This window comes from Rhodococcus sp. PvR044 (assembly GCF_040548995.1).
Taxonomy (GTDB): Bacteria; Actinomycetota; Actinomycetes; order Mycobacteriales; family Mycobacteriaceae; genus Rhodococcus_G; species Rhodococcus_G oryzae.
Genome location: NZ_JBEPSX010000019.1, coordinates 1 through 13,061, shown reverse-complemented (window position 1 = coordinate 13,061; position 13,061 = coordinate 1). Strand labels below are relative to the sequence as shown.

Genomic DNA, 13,061 nt, shown 5'->3' with positions numbered 1-13,061 from the left:
CCAGCCAGGCGCCGTGCGAGCTGGCAGTGATTTAACGGGTCACTGCGAGACGTGCGGGGCGAGACCAGACAATCTCATGCCCACCGGTATGAGTACACAATGAGCGCCCTCGCGTGGCCGCTTCACACCCAGTACGACTCTGGGTGGACGCGCCCGGGGGTCCGAGGAGACTACGTGGCCGATCAAGCGCCGCCCGAAAATTCACAGACTTCAGCCGCAGCGAATGCGGTGCCGACCTTCCCGGAGAAGATCCGGGTGCACGCGCTCGCCAAGCTGCTGGGACTGACCAGCAAGCAGGTGCTCGCCCAGGTCGCCGAGTTCGGCGCCGAGGTGCGCAGCGCGCAGTCCAGCGTGGACCGCGCTCTCGCCGAGCGGGTGCACGCTGCGTTCAACCCGCAGGCCGAGGCGCACCAGGAGGTCGCAGCGGCCGAGCCGGCTGCCGCGCCCGAGGTGGCGAGGCCGGAAGCCGCGTCCGCGCCCGGCGTGGAGACCGCGGGGCTGTTCACCAACATCGCCGAGCCCGAGGTGCACGTCGTTCCCGACGTCACCCCCGTGTTCCAGGCCCCGCTGTTCCTGCAGCCCGACGCGGCCGCCGCGGAGGCCGCACCGCGGCGTCGCCGCGCCCGCCGCGTGGCAGCGGCGCCGAGCGAGGACGCGCCCATCGAGGTGACCACCGTCGTCGAGCACGAGGAACGTCACGAAGAGCGCCACGAGGAGCGTGCGGTCGAGGAGGCCGACACCTCGGTGACCGAGGAGTCCACCGCGGCCGAGGTCGAGTCCGACGAGGACGGCGGCGAGTCGCAGAGCCGTCGCAGGCGTCGCGGTCGTCGCGGTCGCGGTCGCGGCCGGGGCGAGCAGGCGTCCGAGGACGAGCAGAACGAGACCGAAGGTGCGGCCGAGCCCGCCGCCGAGGGCACTGAGCAGGCCGAGCCCACCGAGCAGGCGGCCGAGGCGGAAGCGGCCGAGTCGGAGGAGTCGGAGGAGGCAGGCGAGGCCGGGGATGGATCGAGCCGTCGTCGTCGTCGCCGCCGCCGCCGCAAGGGCAGTGGCGATGGTGCGGACGCAGGTACCGAGGAAGACGGCGTCACCACCGTGGTGCACGAGCGTGAGCCGCGCACCAAGGCCAAGGTCAAGGACGAGGTCCAGGGGATCTCGGGCTCGACCCGACTCGAGGCCAAGCGTCAGCGACGCCGCGACGGGCGCGACGCCGGTCGCCGCCGCCCGCCGATCCTCACCGAATCGGAGTTCCTGGCGCGCCGCGAGGCCGTCGACCGCGTCATGGTGGTCCGCGAGAAGACCGGTGCGCATGCGGAGGGCCTGACGCAGGTCGCGGTGCTCGAGGACGGCATCCTCGTCGAGCACTTCGTCACCAGCTCGGCGTCCGCATCGATGGTCGGCAACGTCTACCTCGGTCGCGTTCAGAACGTGCTGCCCTCGATGGAGGCCGCGTTCATCGACATCGGCCGTGGCCGCAACGGCGTGCTCTATGCAGGCGAGGTCAACTGGGAGGCCGCGGGACTCGGCGGCAACAGCCGCAAGATCGAGCAGGCCCTCAAGCCGGGTGACCAGGTCCTGGTCCAGGTCAGCAAGGATCCGGTCGGGCACAAGGGTGCCCGCCTGACCACGCAGATCTCCCTGGCCGGGCGATTCCTGGTGTACGTGCCCGGCGGTAGCTCCACCGGCATCAGCCGTAAGCTGCCCGACACCGAGCGCAAGCGACTCAAGGAGATCCTGCGCGAGATCGTGCCGCCGGAGGCCGGTGTCATCATTCGCACCGCGTCGGAGGGCGTGAGCGAGGAAGAGCTGGCCCGCGACGTCAAGCGTCTGCAGACCCAGTGGGACGAGATCGAGAAGCAGGCCGCGGCCGCGGACAAGGGCAAGGGGAGCAACCCGAAGGCCCTGTACGAGGAGCCGGATCTGCTGGTCAAGGTCGTCCGCGATCTGTTCAACGAGGACTTCGCCAAGATCGTGATCGAGGGCGAGAAGTCCTGGTCGACGGTGGAGAACTACATCAAGACCGTCGCACCCGACCTGCTGCCGCGGGTCGAGAAGTACGAGGGCAACGGCGGCCCCGATGTGTTCGAGGCCAAGCGGATCGACGAGCAGCTCGCCAAGGCGCTCGACCGCAAGGTGTGGCTGCCCTCGGGCGGCACCCTGGTGATCGACCGCACCGAGGCGATGACCGTCGTCGACGTCAACACCGGCAAGTTCACCGGTGCGGGCGGCAACCTCGAGGAGACGGTCACCAGGAACAACCTGGAGGCGGCCGAGGAGATCGTGCGCCAGATGCGGCTGCGCGACATCGGCGGCATGATCGTCGTCGACTTCATCGACATGGTGCTCGAGTCGAACCGGGACCTGGTCCTGCGTCGACTCACCGAGGCGCTCGGCCGCGACCGGACCCGCCATCAGGTCTCCGAGGTGACCTCGCTGGGCCTGGTCCAGATGACCCGCAAGAAGCTGGGCACCGGACTGGTCGAGGCGTTCTCCACCAACTGTGAGCATTGCCACGGCCGCGGCATCATCGTGCACGCCGAGCCGGTCGAGGTGCGGTCCTCCGAGGACGCCGGGCGATCGGGCGCGCCGAAGGGCGAGTCCGGCGGCCGCAAGAAGCGTGGACGCGACAAGTCCGGCGCCGCCGAGACCGCCGCGCCCAAGAACGGGCAGGCGCCCGCGGTCGAGGTCGACGCGACGGTCAAGCGTGCCCACCCGGTGGCGCTCGCGATGGCCGCGCATCACCACGACGATGACGCCGCCGAGCATCAGCCGGAGACCGGCGAGGCCGCGGCCGCCACGCAGGAGCCGACGGTGGCCGAGGTCGCCGCTGAGCCGGTCGTGGAGGTTGCTGTGGAGGTCGTCGCGGAACCGGAGGCCCCGGCCGCGCCGGAGCCCGCAGAGGCCCCCGCGAAGGGCAGGCGTCGTTCCCGACGTGCGTCCCGTGCCACCGCGGCCCCCGCGACCGAGACCCCGGAGGCGGCAGAGGCCGGCGCCGTGGTCGTGATCGAGGCGGTGCCCGAACCGGCCGAGCCGAAGGTCGTCGAGAAGAAGGCCGTTCGGAAAAAGGTCGTCGAGAAGAAGGTCGTCGAACCCAAGGTTGTCGAGCCGGTGAAGGCCGCGGAGACCACCGCGGCGGCTGAACCGGTCGAGGGGGACGGCGCACCCGCGGCACCGGCCCGTCGGCCCCGTCGAAGGGCCGCGGCCAGGCCCGCGGGACCGCCGGCGGACGTCGACGCCTGACCGACGGCCGGTCGAGGGGGAGTCGGAGACTGTCAGTTTGACACCGGCGCGGAGCCTGCGGAGTGCCAGTTTGACCCTGCGGTTCTCCATCCCGTAACCTTGACCGGTCGCTACCCGGCGATATGGCTCAGCTGCGCCCGCGAGGGCGGCGGCGGGCCTGCCCGAGGTAGCAAGCACACCAGACCAGTCGCGCGGCTCAAGCCGTGCGAGCACGTTCGAAGAAGCAAGGGGTAGCCCTCCGATGGCAACGTACGCGATCGTCAAGACCGGCGGAAAGCAGTACAAGGTCGCTGTCGGCGACCTCGTCAAGGTCGAGAAGATCGAGGGTGAGCCCGGCACTGCTGTCTCGCTGGTCCCGGTTCTCGTCGTCGACGGTTCCGAGCTGACCACCGACGCCGCCAAGCTGGCCAAGGTCTCGGTCACCGGTGAGGTCGTCGAGCACACCAAGGGCCCGAAGATCCGCATCCACAAGTTCAAGAACAAGACCGGGTACCACAAGCGCCAGGGCCACCGTCAGAAGCTGACGGTGCTCAAGGTCACCGGCATCAAGTAACCAGCTTTAGTACCCAGGAGGGTTCGACATGGCACATAAGAAGGGTGCATCCAGCTCCCGTAACGGTCGCGATTCGAACGCACAGCGCCTCGGCGTGAAGCGCTTCGGCGGCCAGTCCGTCAGCGCCGGTGAGATCCTGGTGCGTCAGCGCGGAACCCACTTCCACCCCGGCGTGAACGTCGGACGTGGCGGCGACGACACGCTGTTCGCTCTCTCCGCTGGTGCGGTCGAGTTCGGCACCAAGCGTGGACGTAAGACTGTCAACATCGTTCCGGTCGCCGCAGAGGCCTGATTCTGCTGCGTCGCTCGTGTCACCATCACGGTGACTGATGACAGTTCTAAGCTCCCAGTAGGGGCGGGCCAGGGTCTCATACCCTGCTCGCCCCTATTTGCTTTTCACCCTGAGGAAGGGATCCGGCAGTCATGTCCCGATTCATTGACCGCGTGGTGCTGCATGTCAGCGCCGGAAAAGGCGGCAATGGTTGCGCCTCCGTTCACCGCGAGAAGTTCAAGCCGCTCGGCGGTCCCGACGGTGGCAACGGCGGGCGCGGAGGTGACGTGGTGCTCGTCGTCGACGAGAACGTGCACACCCTGCTGGACTTCCACTTCCACCCGAACGCCAAGGCGAGCAACGGCACGCAGGGCGCAGGCAGCAACCGCGAGGGCGCAAACGGCCAGGATCTGATCCTCAAGGTGCCCGACGGCACCGTCGTGCTCGACTCGGACGGCAATGTCCTCGCCGACATGATCGGCACGGGAACCCGATTCGACGCCGCCCCCGGTGGCCGCGGTGGACTGGGTAACGCCGCGCTGGCCTCGAAGGCCCGTAAGGCGCCGGGCTTCGCCCTGCTCGGCGAGGAGGGCGTTCAACGCGACCTCGTCCTCGAGCTCAAGTCGGTGGCCGACGTCGGACTGGTCGGCTTCCCCTCCGCGGGTAAGTCCTCCCTGGTCTCGGTGCTCTCGGCGGCCAAGCCGAAGATCGCCGACTACCCGTTCACCACGCTGGTGCCGAACCTCGGTGTGGTCTCGAGCGGCGACACCACGTTCACCGTCGCCGACGTGCCTGGCCTGATCCCCGGCGCGAGCCAGGGGCGCGGTCTCGGACTGGACTTCCTTCGCCACATCGAACGCACGGCGGTGCTGGCACACGTGGTGGACTGCGCGACCCTGGAGCCGGGCCGTGACCCGGTCTCCGACGTCGACGCGCTCGAGGCCGAGTTGGCCGCCTACAAGCCGGCACTCTCCGGCGACGCGAGCCTCGGTGACCTGGCCGACCGGCCCCGCATCGTGGTTCTCAACAAGGCGGATGTCCCCGACGCGGCCGAGCTCGCCGAGATGGTCACCCCGGAGTTCGAGGCGCGCGGCTGGCCCGTGTTCACCATCTCGGCCGTGAGCCGGGAAGGGCTGCGGCCGTTGACCTTCGCGCTCGCCAAGCTCGTCGAGGAGTACCGCGAGGCACATCCGAAGGCGGAGCCGAAGCGTCAGGTGATCCGTCCCATCGCCTCCAATGCGAGCGACTTCACCGTCGTCGCCGATCCCGAGACCCCCGGCGGCTTCATCGTTCGCGGCGTCCGGCCCGAGCGGTGGATCCGTCAGACGGCCTTCGACAACGACGAGGCCGTCGGCTACCTCGCGGACCGTCTCGCCCGGCTCGGTGTCGAGGACGCGTTGGTCAAGCAGGGCGCCGAGCCCGGCTGCTACGTCACCATCGGCGATGTCAGCTTCGAGTGGGAGCCGCAGACCCCGGCGGGCATCGACATGACCCGCACCGGTCGCGGTACCGACCCGCGACTCGATCAGGTGGACCGCATCGGTGCCTCCGAGCGCAAGCACGCGCACAGGATCCGGCGTGGCCTCGAGGGCCTGGATCCCGAAGAACAGTGATGGACGACGCGGTCCGTTCACTCTCGGAGACCCGCGCCACCATCGCGACCGCACGCAGCGTGGTCGTGAAGATCGGGTCCTCCGCGCTCACCAGCATGGAGTCCGGCATCGACCTGCGGGCGCTGAACGCCCTGGCCGACGCGATCGAGGCAAGGATGCGTGCTGGCTCCGACGTCGTGGTGGTGTCCTCCGGCGCGGTCGGTGCCGGTATCGCACCGCTCGGGCTGACCAAGCGGCCACGGGATCTCGCCACCAAGCAGGCGGCGGCGAGCGTAGGGCAGCTGGCGCTCGCGCATGCCTGGGGCACCTCGTTCGCGCGGTACGGGCGGACCGTCGGCCAGGTGCTGCTCACCGCCGACGACATCGCCCGGCGCACCCAGCACCGCAACGCGCAGAGCACTCTCGACCGGCTCCGTGCGCTCGGTGCCGTCGCGATCGTCAACGAGAACGACACCGTCGCCACCACGGAGCTGCGGTTCGGGGACAACGATCGGCTGGCCGCGATGGTCGCGCACCTCGTCGGGGCGGATGCGCTTGTCCTGCTCTCCGACGTCGACGGACTGTATGACGGCGACCCCCGCAAGGGCGGCGCGACCCTGATCCCGGAGGTGACCAGCCCCGAGGACCTCGATGGCGTGGTTGCCGGGTCCGGGGGAGCGCTCGGCACCGGTGGGATGGCCTCCAAGCTGTCCGCGGCCCGGCTCGCGGCCGACTCCGGCGTGCCGGTGCTGCTCGCCGCGGCCACCGATGCCGCCGCTGCGCTCACGGGCGCGGGCGTCGGCACCGCCTTCGCCGCCCGGCCGACCCGGCTGTCCGCGCGCAAGTTCTGGGTGCGGCATGCCGCCGACACCCGGGGCGGGCTGCATCTCGACGCGGGCGCGGTGCGCGCCGTGGTGGACCGGCGGCGTTCGCTCTTGCCCGCGGGGATCACCGGCGTCGACGGCCGGTTCTACGGCGGGGACGTGGTGTCGCTGTTCGGGCCCGACGGTTCGCCGGTCGCGCGCGGCGTGGTGGCGTACGACTCGACCGAGCTCGGCGAGATGCTGGGCCGGTCCACGGTCGAGCTGCCGTCAGAGCTGCAGCGGCCCGTGGTGCACGCGGACGACCTGGTCCCGCTGTAACGGTCTTCTCCCCGAAACGGACAAACAGACTGTCCGGTACACAAGTGGGGAGGCGAATCGCATGAAGCGTGGGGTATTGGTGGCCGCGGGGGTCGTGGCGATCGGGTTGGGGACCGTGCTCGCACCGACGGCGGCCGCGGAGGGTGGTCCGGGGGAGTACTCGCGGTGCGAGTCGTTCCGGGCCCCGTGGGATCCGCAGGCGTGGATCCGTGACGGTGCCGGCGACAAGATCGTGCTCAGCCCGTACGGTGCAAGCGAGGTGTACTGCACGTCCTGGCACGGGATGACCGGCGGGTACCAGGTCGACCCGAGGGGCAACAAGCATCGGCTGGATACCCCGTGGCTGGGACCGCTGACGAACAAGATCTATGTCTGGAGCCCCGAGACTTTCTGACGGGTCATGGGGCTTTCGGCTTGTCCTGCGGGTCGCCGATGACCTTGGGTGGTCCTTCGGGGTGCAGAGCGCCGCCCTCGTTCACCCAGTCGGAGATGTCGGCGGCATCCTCCGGGGTGACGGGCTTGCGCCTGCTGAAGAGTGATTTCACCTTGTCGCTGAACTTCGACATGCCCGGAGTCTACCGATGTGGCGTCAGGGCGGTCAGGACCTGCGAGCAGCCCGCATCCAGCTTGAGGGTCGCGAACTCGTCGCCCCGGGTCGGGCCGCGGTTGACGATGACGACCGGGATGCCGTCCTTGGCGGCTCGGCGGACGAAGCGCAGGCCGGACATGACGGTGAGTGAGGATCCGAGTACCAGCAGCAGTTCGCACCCGGCAACCATCATGAACGCCGCCTCGACCCGTGGTTTGGGCACGCTCTCGCCGAAATAGACGATGTCCGGCTTGAGGATCCCGCCGCACTGCTCGCAGTCCACCATCACGAAGTGCGCGGTCTCCTCGATCACCGCGTCGGCATCGGGCGCGATCTCGACTCCGGTTGCCGCGGAGACGGATTCGGCGAATCCGGGATTGGCGGCATCGAGCCGCTGCGCGAGGGTGAACCGAGAGATCAGGGCCTCGCACCCCATGCACCGCACCTGCGCGTAACTGCCGTGCAGGTCGATGACGTTCCTGCTGCCCGCCTTGGTGTGCAGCAGGTCCACGTTCTGGGTGAGCACGCCGTCGACCATGCCCGCCCGTTCCAGCCCTGCGAGCGCGCGGTGTCCGGCATTGGGCCGGGACGCGTCCATGTGTCGCCAGCCGAGGTGGTTGCGGGCCCAGTAGTGCCTGCGGAACGCGGCGTCGCCCATGAACTGCTGGAACGTCATCGGGGTGCGGGGCGGGGAATCGGGGCCCCGGTAGTCCGGGATGCCCGAGTCGGTGGACATCCCCGCACCGGTCAGCGCGACGATGCGGCGGCCGCTCACCAAGCCGGCCAGGCGCTCGTGGTCCTCGTCGGCCGCCGCGGTCTCGAGTGGGGGAGCGGACATGGTTTCCAGGCTAGACGTTCTGGTTCATGATGTCGGTGACTCCACAGGACTCCTGACCGCGGCTCCGGTTGCGGGTCCGGGGTGTCGGTGAAATCATCCCCGCATGGTGCATGGAAACCCGTTCGCTGGTCTGTCCCGCCGAGAGTTTCTCGCCAAGGCGACCGCTGTGGGTTCGGTGGCGATGCTCAATTCGTGGGCGAGTCCCATCATCGCCAGAGCGCACACCATGTCCGACGGGGGCCGAGGATCACTGAACGACATCGAGCACTTCGTGCTGTTGATGCAGGAGAACCGCTCGTACGATCACTACTTCGGAACACTGTCGGGCGGGCGCGGATTCGACGATCCGTCCGCGGCGTGGAAGCAGTTCGGCTACTCGCCCGAGCGTGGTGAGGACCCGACGGGATTCATCAATCCGTTCCGGTTGGATACGACCCTGGGCGCGTCGTTGGACGGTGAGTGCATCAACGATCCGGACCACTCGTGGGCTGGCACGCACGAGGCGTGGAACAACGGGGCCAACGACAAATGGATGCCGATGTCCATCGCCTCGGTCGGAGTCGGCAACGGACCGGCAGCGATGGGCTACTACACCCGAGATGACATCCCGATCCACTACCAGCTCGCCGATGCCTTCACCCTGTGCGACAACTACCACTGCTCCGTGCTCGGCCCGACCGATCCCAATCGGTTGTACTGGATGAGCGGAACCATCGACCCCGACGGGCTGGACGGTGGGCCGCTGGTGGAGACGCCGACGCTGATCCCGAAGTTCCAGTACTCCTGGAAGACCTACCCGGAGAGCCTCGAAGAGGCAGGCGTGAGCTGGAAGATATACAACAACAAGGACTTCGGCCCCATCTCCTCGGTTGCTCTCGACGGGATGATGGGGTGTTTCAAACAGGCTCAAGACCCCAGTTCGGCGCTGGCCCGCAAGGGCATCGATCCCACCTACCCCAATGACTTCCGCAGCGACGTGGCCAACGGAACGCTGCCAGCCGTGTCCTGGGTCATCCCGTCCCTCATCAACTGCGAGCACCCTGCTCTGCCACCGGCATTCGGTGCCGCGGGCTTCGTCGAACTGCTGGACATCCTCACCTCGAATCCCGAGGTCTGGGCCAAGACCGCGCTGATCATCTCGTACGACGAGCACGGTGGTTTCTTCGATCACGTGGCTCCGCCCACCCCGCCGCCGGGAACGCCCGGCGAGTACCTGACCGTTCCGCTGGATTCCGTGTCCTCCGCGAAGGGCATTGCCGGGCCGATCGGACTCGGGTACCGGGTTCCGGCCCTGGTTGTCTCGCCGTACAGTCGCGGTGGTCTGATCGCCTCGGAGGTCTTCGACCACACGTCCCAACTGCGGTTGCTGGAGAAACGATTCGGTGCACCGGTGCCGAACCTCACGCCGTGGCGCCGCGCCACCGTCGGGGACATGACCTCGGCATTCAACTTCGCCGCGCCACCCGACGCACGCAAACCGGCGCTGTCGGACCCGGCGCCCGGAGTGCAGAACGCGGTTCTGCAGTGTGGACCGAACATCGCGGCCGGAACCCTCGGCCAGGGTGCCCCGTACCCGGTGCCACCGAATCGGATGCCGACCCAGGAACCCGGCACACGGGAGTCTCCTTCCGGAGTGGTCGCGCGGTAACGACGCCGTGTCGCGAATCTTCAATCCCGAATCGGGTGCCTCGCTGGACACTGATGGGCATGAACACAGTGAACCCCGTTCCCGCCGGATACCGGACCCTCACGCCCTACCTCGCCGTCAAGGACGGCCAGGCGGCGCTGGACTTCTATCGCCGCGGCCTCGGTGCCGAGGTCGTGGACGCGATGGACGCGCCCGGCGGCGGCCTGATGCACGCCGAGCTGCGGATCGGCGACTCGATGCTGCAACTGTCCGACGACATGCCCGACTACGGACTCAAGGCGCCCGAGCAGGGCTGGGTGCACAGCTCGGTGGTGGTGTACGTCGAGGACTCCGACGCGTTCGTGGACCGCGCGGTTCGCGAGGGCGCCACCCTCATCAGCGCCGTCGCGGACACGTTCTCCGGCGACCGGCACGGGGTGTTCCTCGATCCGTTCGGGCACCGGTGGGCGGTCTGCACGAAGGTCGAGGACGTGCCTGCCGAGGAGGTGGCCCGGCGCGCCCGCGAGCTGTTCTACCCGGCGGCAGGCGTGGAGCCTGCGGAACGACCCTGAAGATCGAGTGGAGCCTGCGGAACGGCCCTGAAGATCGAGTGGAGCCCGCGGAACGACCCTGAGGGGCGGGCGGACTCGTCGCGCCGCGAGTACGGTCGATCGCATGGGAGTTATCGGTGAGTTGTTCCCGGGGAAGAAGCTGGAGAACGACGGCAGCCAGGACAGCGACGGGCAGACGCATCAGCCGCGCCTCGAACTCGACCTCGACGCGGGCGTGATCCGGGTGTCGCCCGCGAAGCCCGCCGCCTCTCCGGACACGGAGTCGGGGGCTCAGTAACCCGCGACCGGGTCGATCCGCGCCAGCAGTTCCTCGCCGGCCACGAAGCGTCGAACGTTCGTCGCGACGTGGTCGGCGAACGCGGGCGGCCGGACGGACGGCGGGTTCGAGCAGTGCGGGGTGATGATCGCGTTCGGCAGTGTCCACAGTGGATGGCCGTCCGGCAGTGGCTCGGGGTCGGTGACGTCGAGCCCTGCGCCGCCGATCGCCCTGCCCCGCAACGCGTTCACCAGGGCGTCGGTGTCGACGAGGGAGCCTCGCGCCACGTTGATCACCCAGGAGTGGGCACCGAGGCGGGCGAGTTGCTCGGCGCCGACCAGGTGTCGAGTCCGGGCCGTCGCGGGCGCCGCGACCACGACGTGATCGGTGCGGTCCCAGACCTCGTCGGTTCGGTCGGCGGGCAGGGTCTCCGCGGCGCCGGGAACCTCCCGGCCCGAGCGGTTGACCGCGATCACCGAAGCGCCGACCGAGGTGAGCATCGGGATCAGAGCGCGCCCGATGCCGCCCGCGCCGAGGACCGCCACCGTGCTCCCGCGCAGCGTCCCGACCTTGCCGAAGAACTCCTGCTGCCGCCAGCTGGTGGCAGCGAGTTGCTCGGGCAGTGCCCGGACCCCGGCCAGCAGCAGCGCGAAGGCGTGCTCGGCGACGGTCGCGGAGAACGCGCCAGCGGCCGAGGTGAACACGATCCCTGGGTGGCGAGCGATGATCCCGGCGGTGAACCAGTCCTCGACCCCGGCGGAGTACAGCTGCACCCATCGGATCGACTTCGGCAGCTCGTCGGGAAATCGGTCGGGCTCGGCCGCCCAGACCAGCGCCTGTGCGTCGGCCATCGGTGCCCACTCGCCCCCGCCCGTGGCGATGGCCTCCATCAACTGGGGGTCGGCGTGCGGGCCGAGGGCGATGGGCACGGGCGTCATGTCGGTCTCCTCGGGCGCCGTTCGGGCCGGGACCAGATACGAGGAACCGGGCACCTGTACTTCCTAAATCGTGCATTGCCTGGGCTTGGCAGGACGTCAAGCATGGAACTGACATAGTAGGAGAACCTGCACTGGACTCGGCAGCCGAAGGGCCAAATGATGACGTTCCGGTTCGTCCCCACACTTACCGCAGCAGCCATCGTCACCTCGGCGATACTGATGAGTGCGTGCAGTCCTGAGGCCAATCCGCGGAATGTGATCGCGACCGACGAGGTCCCGCACCAGGGGTACTTCGCTGAGCCACCGGTCGATGTACCAAGGGATCCGTCCGCAACCTGCCTCGACGCAGATCTGGCGAACATGACTGTCGACGACTCCGTTGCATACTGGCAGAACATCTTTGACGACCAACGCAGCCACTACCCTGAGCAGTCCTTTCCCTCGAATCAGGACTTGGAGAGCCAAAAACGGGCCGAGTGGTCGAAGGTCGTGGACGACGCGGTGCCCTCTTGGGGCGACGCCAGATTCGCCCGGGACGTATGCGGCCTGATTCAGCTGGACGGCTCTTTGTACTCAGGGCTTCCCCTGCGTCAGGTTCGTGGTCACGCTGCTGAATTTGGCCGCGGGGCATGCACTGCGATCACGGAGCAGGGAACCCTCGGCCTCTGGCAGTCACTGCAGTCCCAGGAACCCGATCGCGCGAAGGTCGCTTCCTACGAGTACCTAGTCCACTCTGCGATCACCAACGTATGTCCCCAACTCGCCGAACTCATAGAGCCTCGGCGCAGATAGAAATCTGTGCCGATCTGACTCCCGATTCGTCAGCACGGCCTGAAGACGGCGTTTTGTGCCTCAACTAACGGGGTCGACTCGTCCCAATACATCTCAACGAGACAGTTTCTTCGAGCGAGGAGTGATCGATGGCAACCGAGTGCCCGTCCGAGGTGATCCGATCGCTCGTTGCGCGGGTCGCTCATCTGGCCGACGAGGGATCGATCGACGACTACGTCCAGCTCTACACAGAGGACGCGGTCTGGGAGATGGCGAGCGCAGGACCGAGCGTCGCGATCGGACCCCAGATCGTCGAGGGCCGGAAGGCGATCGCTGAGGGTGTCCGCCGTCGACGGGCCGACGGGATCGCCGGTCCGGGCACGGCGACCCGGCATGTGAGCTCCTGCGTGTCCATCGCCTTCGATTCCGAGGATTCCGCCAGCGTGCAGTCGGTCTGGCAGTTCTTCGTCGACACCACCACCGCGCCGAAACTCGCCAGCATGGGGACCTACCGCGATGTTTTCCAGAGGGTCGACGAATGCTGGCTCCTGGCCAAGCGCTCGATCACGACCGGATAGGCGGCTGCGCCCCCCCGGGGGGGGGGGGGGGGGGGGGGGGGGGCGGCGGCCCCCCCCCCCCCCCCCCCCCCCCCCCCCCGGGGTGGACCACCGACGG

The 13,061-nt window shown here is 68.6% G+C and carries 14 protein-coding genes; 11 read left to right on the top strand and 3 right to left on the bottom strand.

The features are described 5' to 3' along the window. Positions 1-174: 174 nt before the first annotated feature. From ABIC28_RS26460 to ABIC28_RS26435, 6 genes are all read left to right on the top strand, one after another. A complete protein-coding gene (locus ABIC28_RS26460) occupies positions 175-3,237 on the top strand; it encodes a translation initiation factor IF-2 N-terminal domain-containing protein (protein ID WP_354581703.1) in 3,063 nt (1,020 codons plus the stop codon). A gap of 241 nt (positions 3,238-3,478) precedes the next feature. Continuing rightward, positions 3,479-3,790 carry a 50S ribosomal protein L21 gene (rplU, locus tag ABIC28_RS26455; protein ID WP_077042085.1) on the top strand — a complete coding sequence of 104 codons (312 nt, stop codon included), beginning with the start codon at positions 3,479-3,481 and terminating at the stop codon, positions 3,788-3,790. Between the two features lie 28 nt (positions 3,791-3,818). Beyond that, entirely contained in the window at positions 3,819-4,082 is a 264-nt protein-coding gene (rpmA, locus tag ABIC28_RS26450) for a 50S ribosomal protein L27 (protein WP_031938324.1), read from the top strand. A gap of 131 nt (positions 4,083-4,213) precedes the next feature. Further along, the gene (gene obgE, locus ABIC28_RS26445; RefSeq protein ID WP_097211414.1) at positions 4,214-5,674 is read left to right on the top strand and encodes a GTPase ObgE; all 1,461 of its coding nucleotides are present in this window, start codon (positions 4,214-4,216) and stop codon (positions 5,672-5,674) included. Further along, the gene (gene proB / locus ABIC28_RS26440) at positions 5,674-6,795 is read left to right on the top strand and encodes a glutamate 5-kinase (RefSeq protein ID WP_097211413.1); all 1,122 of its coding nucleotides are present in this window, start codon (positions 5,674-5,676) and stop codon (positions 6,793-6,795) included. The genes obgE and proB overlap by 1 nt, the downstream gene beginning before the upstream one ends. Before the next feature lie 61 nt (positions 6,796-6,856). Next, on the top strand, positions 6,857-7,189 hold the full coding sequence (locus tag ABIC28_RS26435; protein ID WP_143548432.1) for a hypothetical protein: 333 nt from the start codon (positions 6,857-6,859) through the stop codon (positions 7,187-7,189). A gap of 4 nt (positions 7,190-7,193) precedes the next feature. Here the strand turns inward: ABIC28_RS26435 and ABIC28_RS26430 are convergent, their stop codons facing one another. Both ABIC28_RS26430 and ABIC28_RS26425 read right to left on the bottom strand, forming a co-directional pair. Continuing rightward, positions 7,194-7,361: a hypothetical protein gene (locus tag ABIC28_RS26430; protein WP_179800518.1), complete on the bottom strand. Its 168-nt coding sequence runs from the start codon at positions 7,359-7,361 to the stop codon at positions 7,194-7,196. A gap of 9 nt (positions 7,362-7,370) precedes the next feature. Further along, on the bottom strand, positions 7,371-8,222 hold the full coding sequence (locus ABIC28_RS26425) for a Sir2 family NAD-dependent protein deacetylase (RefSeq protein ID WP_097211411.1): 852 nt from the start codon (positions 8,220-8,222) through the stop codon (positions 7,371-7,373). A gap of 103 nt (positions 8,223-8,325) precedes the next feature. On the opposite strand from ABIC28_RS26425, the gene ABIC28_RS26420 reads away from it, so the two are divergent. The 3 genes from ABIC28_RS26420 to ABIC28_RS26410 all read left to right on the top strand — a co-directional run bounded on the left by ABIC28_RS26420 (position 8,326) and on the right by ABIC28_RS26410 (position 10,698). Next, the gene (locus ABIC28_RS26420) at positions 8,326-9,870 is read left to right on the top strand and encodes an alkaline phosphatase family protein (protein ID WP_097211410.1); all 1,545 of its coding nucleotides are present in this window, start codon (positions 8,326-8,328) and stop codon (positions 9,868-9,870) included. A 59-nt stretch (positions 9,871-9,929) separates the two neighbouring features. Further along, positions 9,930-10,421 carry a VOC family protein gene (locus ABIC28_RS26415; RefSeq protein ID WP_209926804.1) on the top strand — a complete coding sequence of 164 codons (492 nt, stop codon included), beginning with the start codon at positions 9,930-9,932 and terminating at the stop codon, positions 10,419-10,421. Positions 10,422-10,524: 103 nt separating this feature from the next. Next, complete coding sequence (locus tag ABIC28_RS26410) at positions 10,525-10,698, top strand: hypothetical protein (protein ID WP_179800517.1); 174 nt, start codon at positions 10,525-10,527, stop codon at positions 10,696-10,698. Here the strand turns inward: ABIC28_RS26410 and ABIC28_RS26405 are convergent. Then, on the bottom strand, positions 10,692-11,615 hold the full coding sequence (locus tag ABIC28_RS26405; protein WP_354581698.1) for a D-isomer specific 2-hydroxyacid dehydrogenase family protein: 924 nt from the start codon (positions 11,613-11,615) through the stop codon (positions 10,692-10,694). The two genes, ABIC28_RS26410 and ABIC28_RS26405, sit on opposite strands and share 7 nt — an antisense overlap. A 159-nt stretch (positions 11,616-11,774) precedes the next feature. On the opposite strand from ABIC28_RS26405, the gene ABIC28_RS26400 reads away from it, so the two are divergent. Together ABIC28_RS26400 and ABIC28_RS26395 are read left to right on the top strand one after the other, a co-directional pair. After that, a complete protein-coding gene (locus ABIC28_RS26400; RefSeq protein ID WP_354581696.1) occupies positions 11,775-12,407 on the top strand; it encodes a hypothetical protein in 633 nt (210 codons plus the stop codon). A 128-nt stretch (positions 12,408-12,535) separates the two neighbouring features. Next, the gene (locus ABIC28_RS26395) at positions 12,536-12,964 is read left to right on the top strand and encodes a nuclear transport factor 2 family protein (protein WP_097211408.1); all 429 of its coding nucleotides are present in this window, start codon (positions 12,536-12,538) and stop codon (positions 12,962-12,964) included. Positions 12,965-13,061 lie beyond the last annotated feature (97 nt).

What these genes read in the sequence shown, in the direction of transcription:
- rpmA (WP_031938324.1), top strand. Translation starts at nt 3,819, where the DNA reads ATGGCACATAAGAAGGGTGCATCCAGCTCCCGTAACGGTCGCGATTCG.
- ABIC28_RS26410 (WP_179800517.1), top strand. Translation starts at nt 10,525, where the DNA reads ATGGGAGTTATCGGTGAGTTGTTCCCGGGGAAGAAGCTGGAGAACGAC.
- ABIC28_RS26405 (WP_354581698.1), bottom strand. Translation starts at nt 11,615, where the DNA reads ATGACGCCCGTGCCCATCGCCCTCGGCCCGCACGCCGACCCCCAGTTG.
- ABIC28_RS26425 (WP_097211411.1), bottom strand. Translation starts at nt 8,222, where the DNA reads ATGTCCGCTCCCCCACTCGAGACCGCGGCGGCCGACGAGGACCACGAG.
- ABIC28_RS26435 (WP_143548432.1), top strand. Translation starts at nt 6,857, where the DNA reads ATGAAGCGTGGGGTATTGGTGGCCGCGGGGGTCGTGGCGATCGGGTTG.
- ABIC28_RS26395 (WP_097211408.1), top strand. Translation starts at nt 12,536, where the DNA reads ATGGCAACCGAGTGCCCGTCCGAGGTGATCCGATCGCTCGTTGCGCGG.
- ABIC28_RS26430 (WP_179800518.1), bottom strand. Translation starts at nt 7,361, where the DNA reads ATGTCGAAGTTCAGCGACAAGGTGAAATCACTCTTCAGCAGGCGCAAG.
- ABIC28_RS26415 (WP_209926804.1), top strand. Translation starts at nt 9,930, where the DNA reads ATGAACACAGTGAACCCCGTTCCCGCCGGATACCGGACCCTCACGCCC.
- rplU (WP_077042085.1), top strand. Translation starts at nt 3,479, where the DNA reads ATGGCAACGTACGCGATCGTCAAGACCGGCGGAAAGCAGTACAAGGTC.
- obgE (WP_097211414.1), top strand. Translation starts at nt 4,214, where the DNA reads ATGTCCCGATTCATTGACCGCGTGGTGCTGCATGTCAGCGCCGGAAAA.
- ABIC28_RS26420 (WP_097211410.1), top strand. Translation starts at nt 8,326, where the DNA reads ATGGTGCATGGAAACCCGTTCGCTGGTCTGTCCCGCCGAGAGTTTCTC.
- proB (WP_097211413.1), top strand. Translation starts at nt 5,674, where the DNA reads ATGGACGACGCGGTCCGTTCACTCTCGGAGACCCGCGCCACCATCGCG.
- ABIC28_RS26400 (WP_354581696.1), top strand. Translation starts at nt 11,775, where the DNA reads ATGACGTTCCGGTTCGTCCCCACACTTACCGCAGCAGCCATCGTCACC.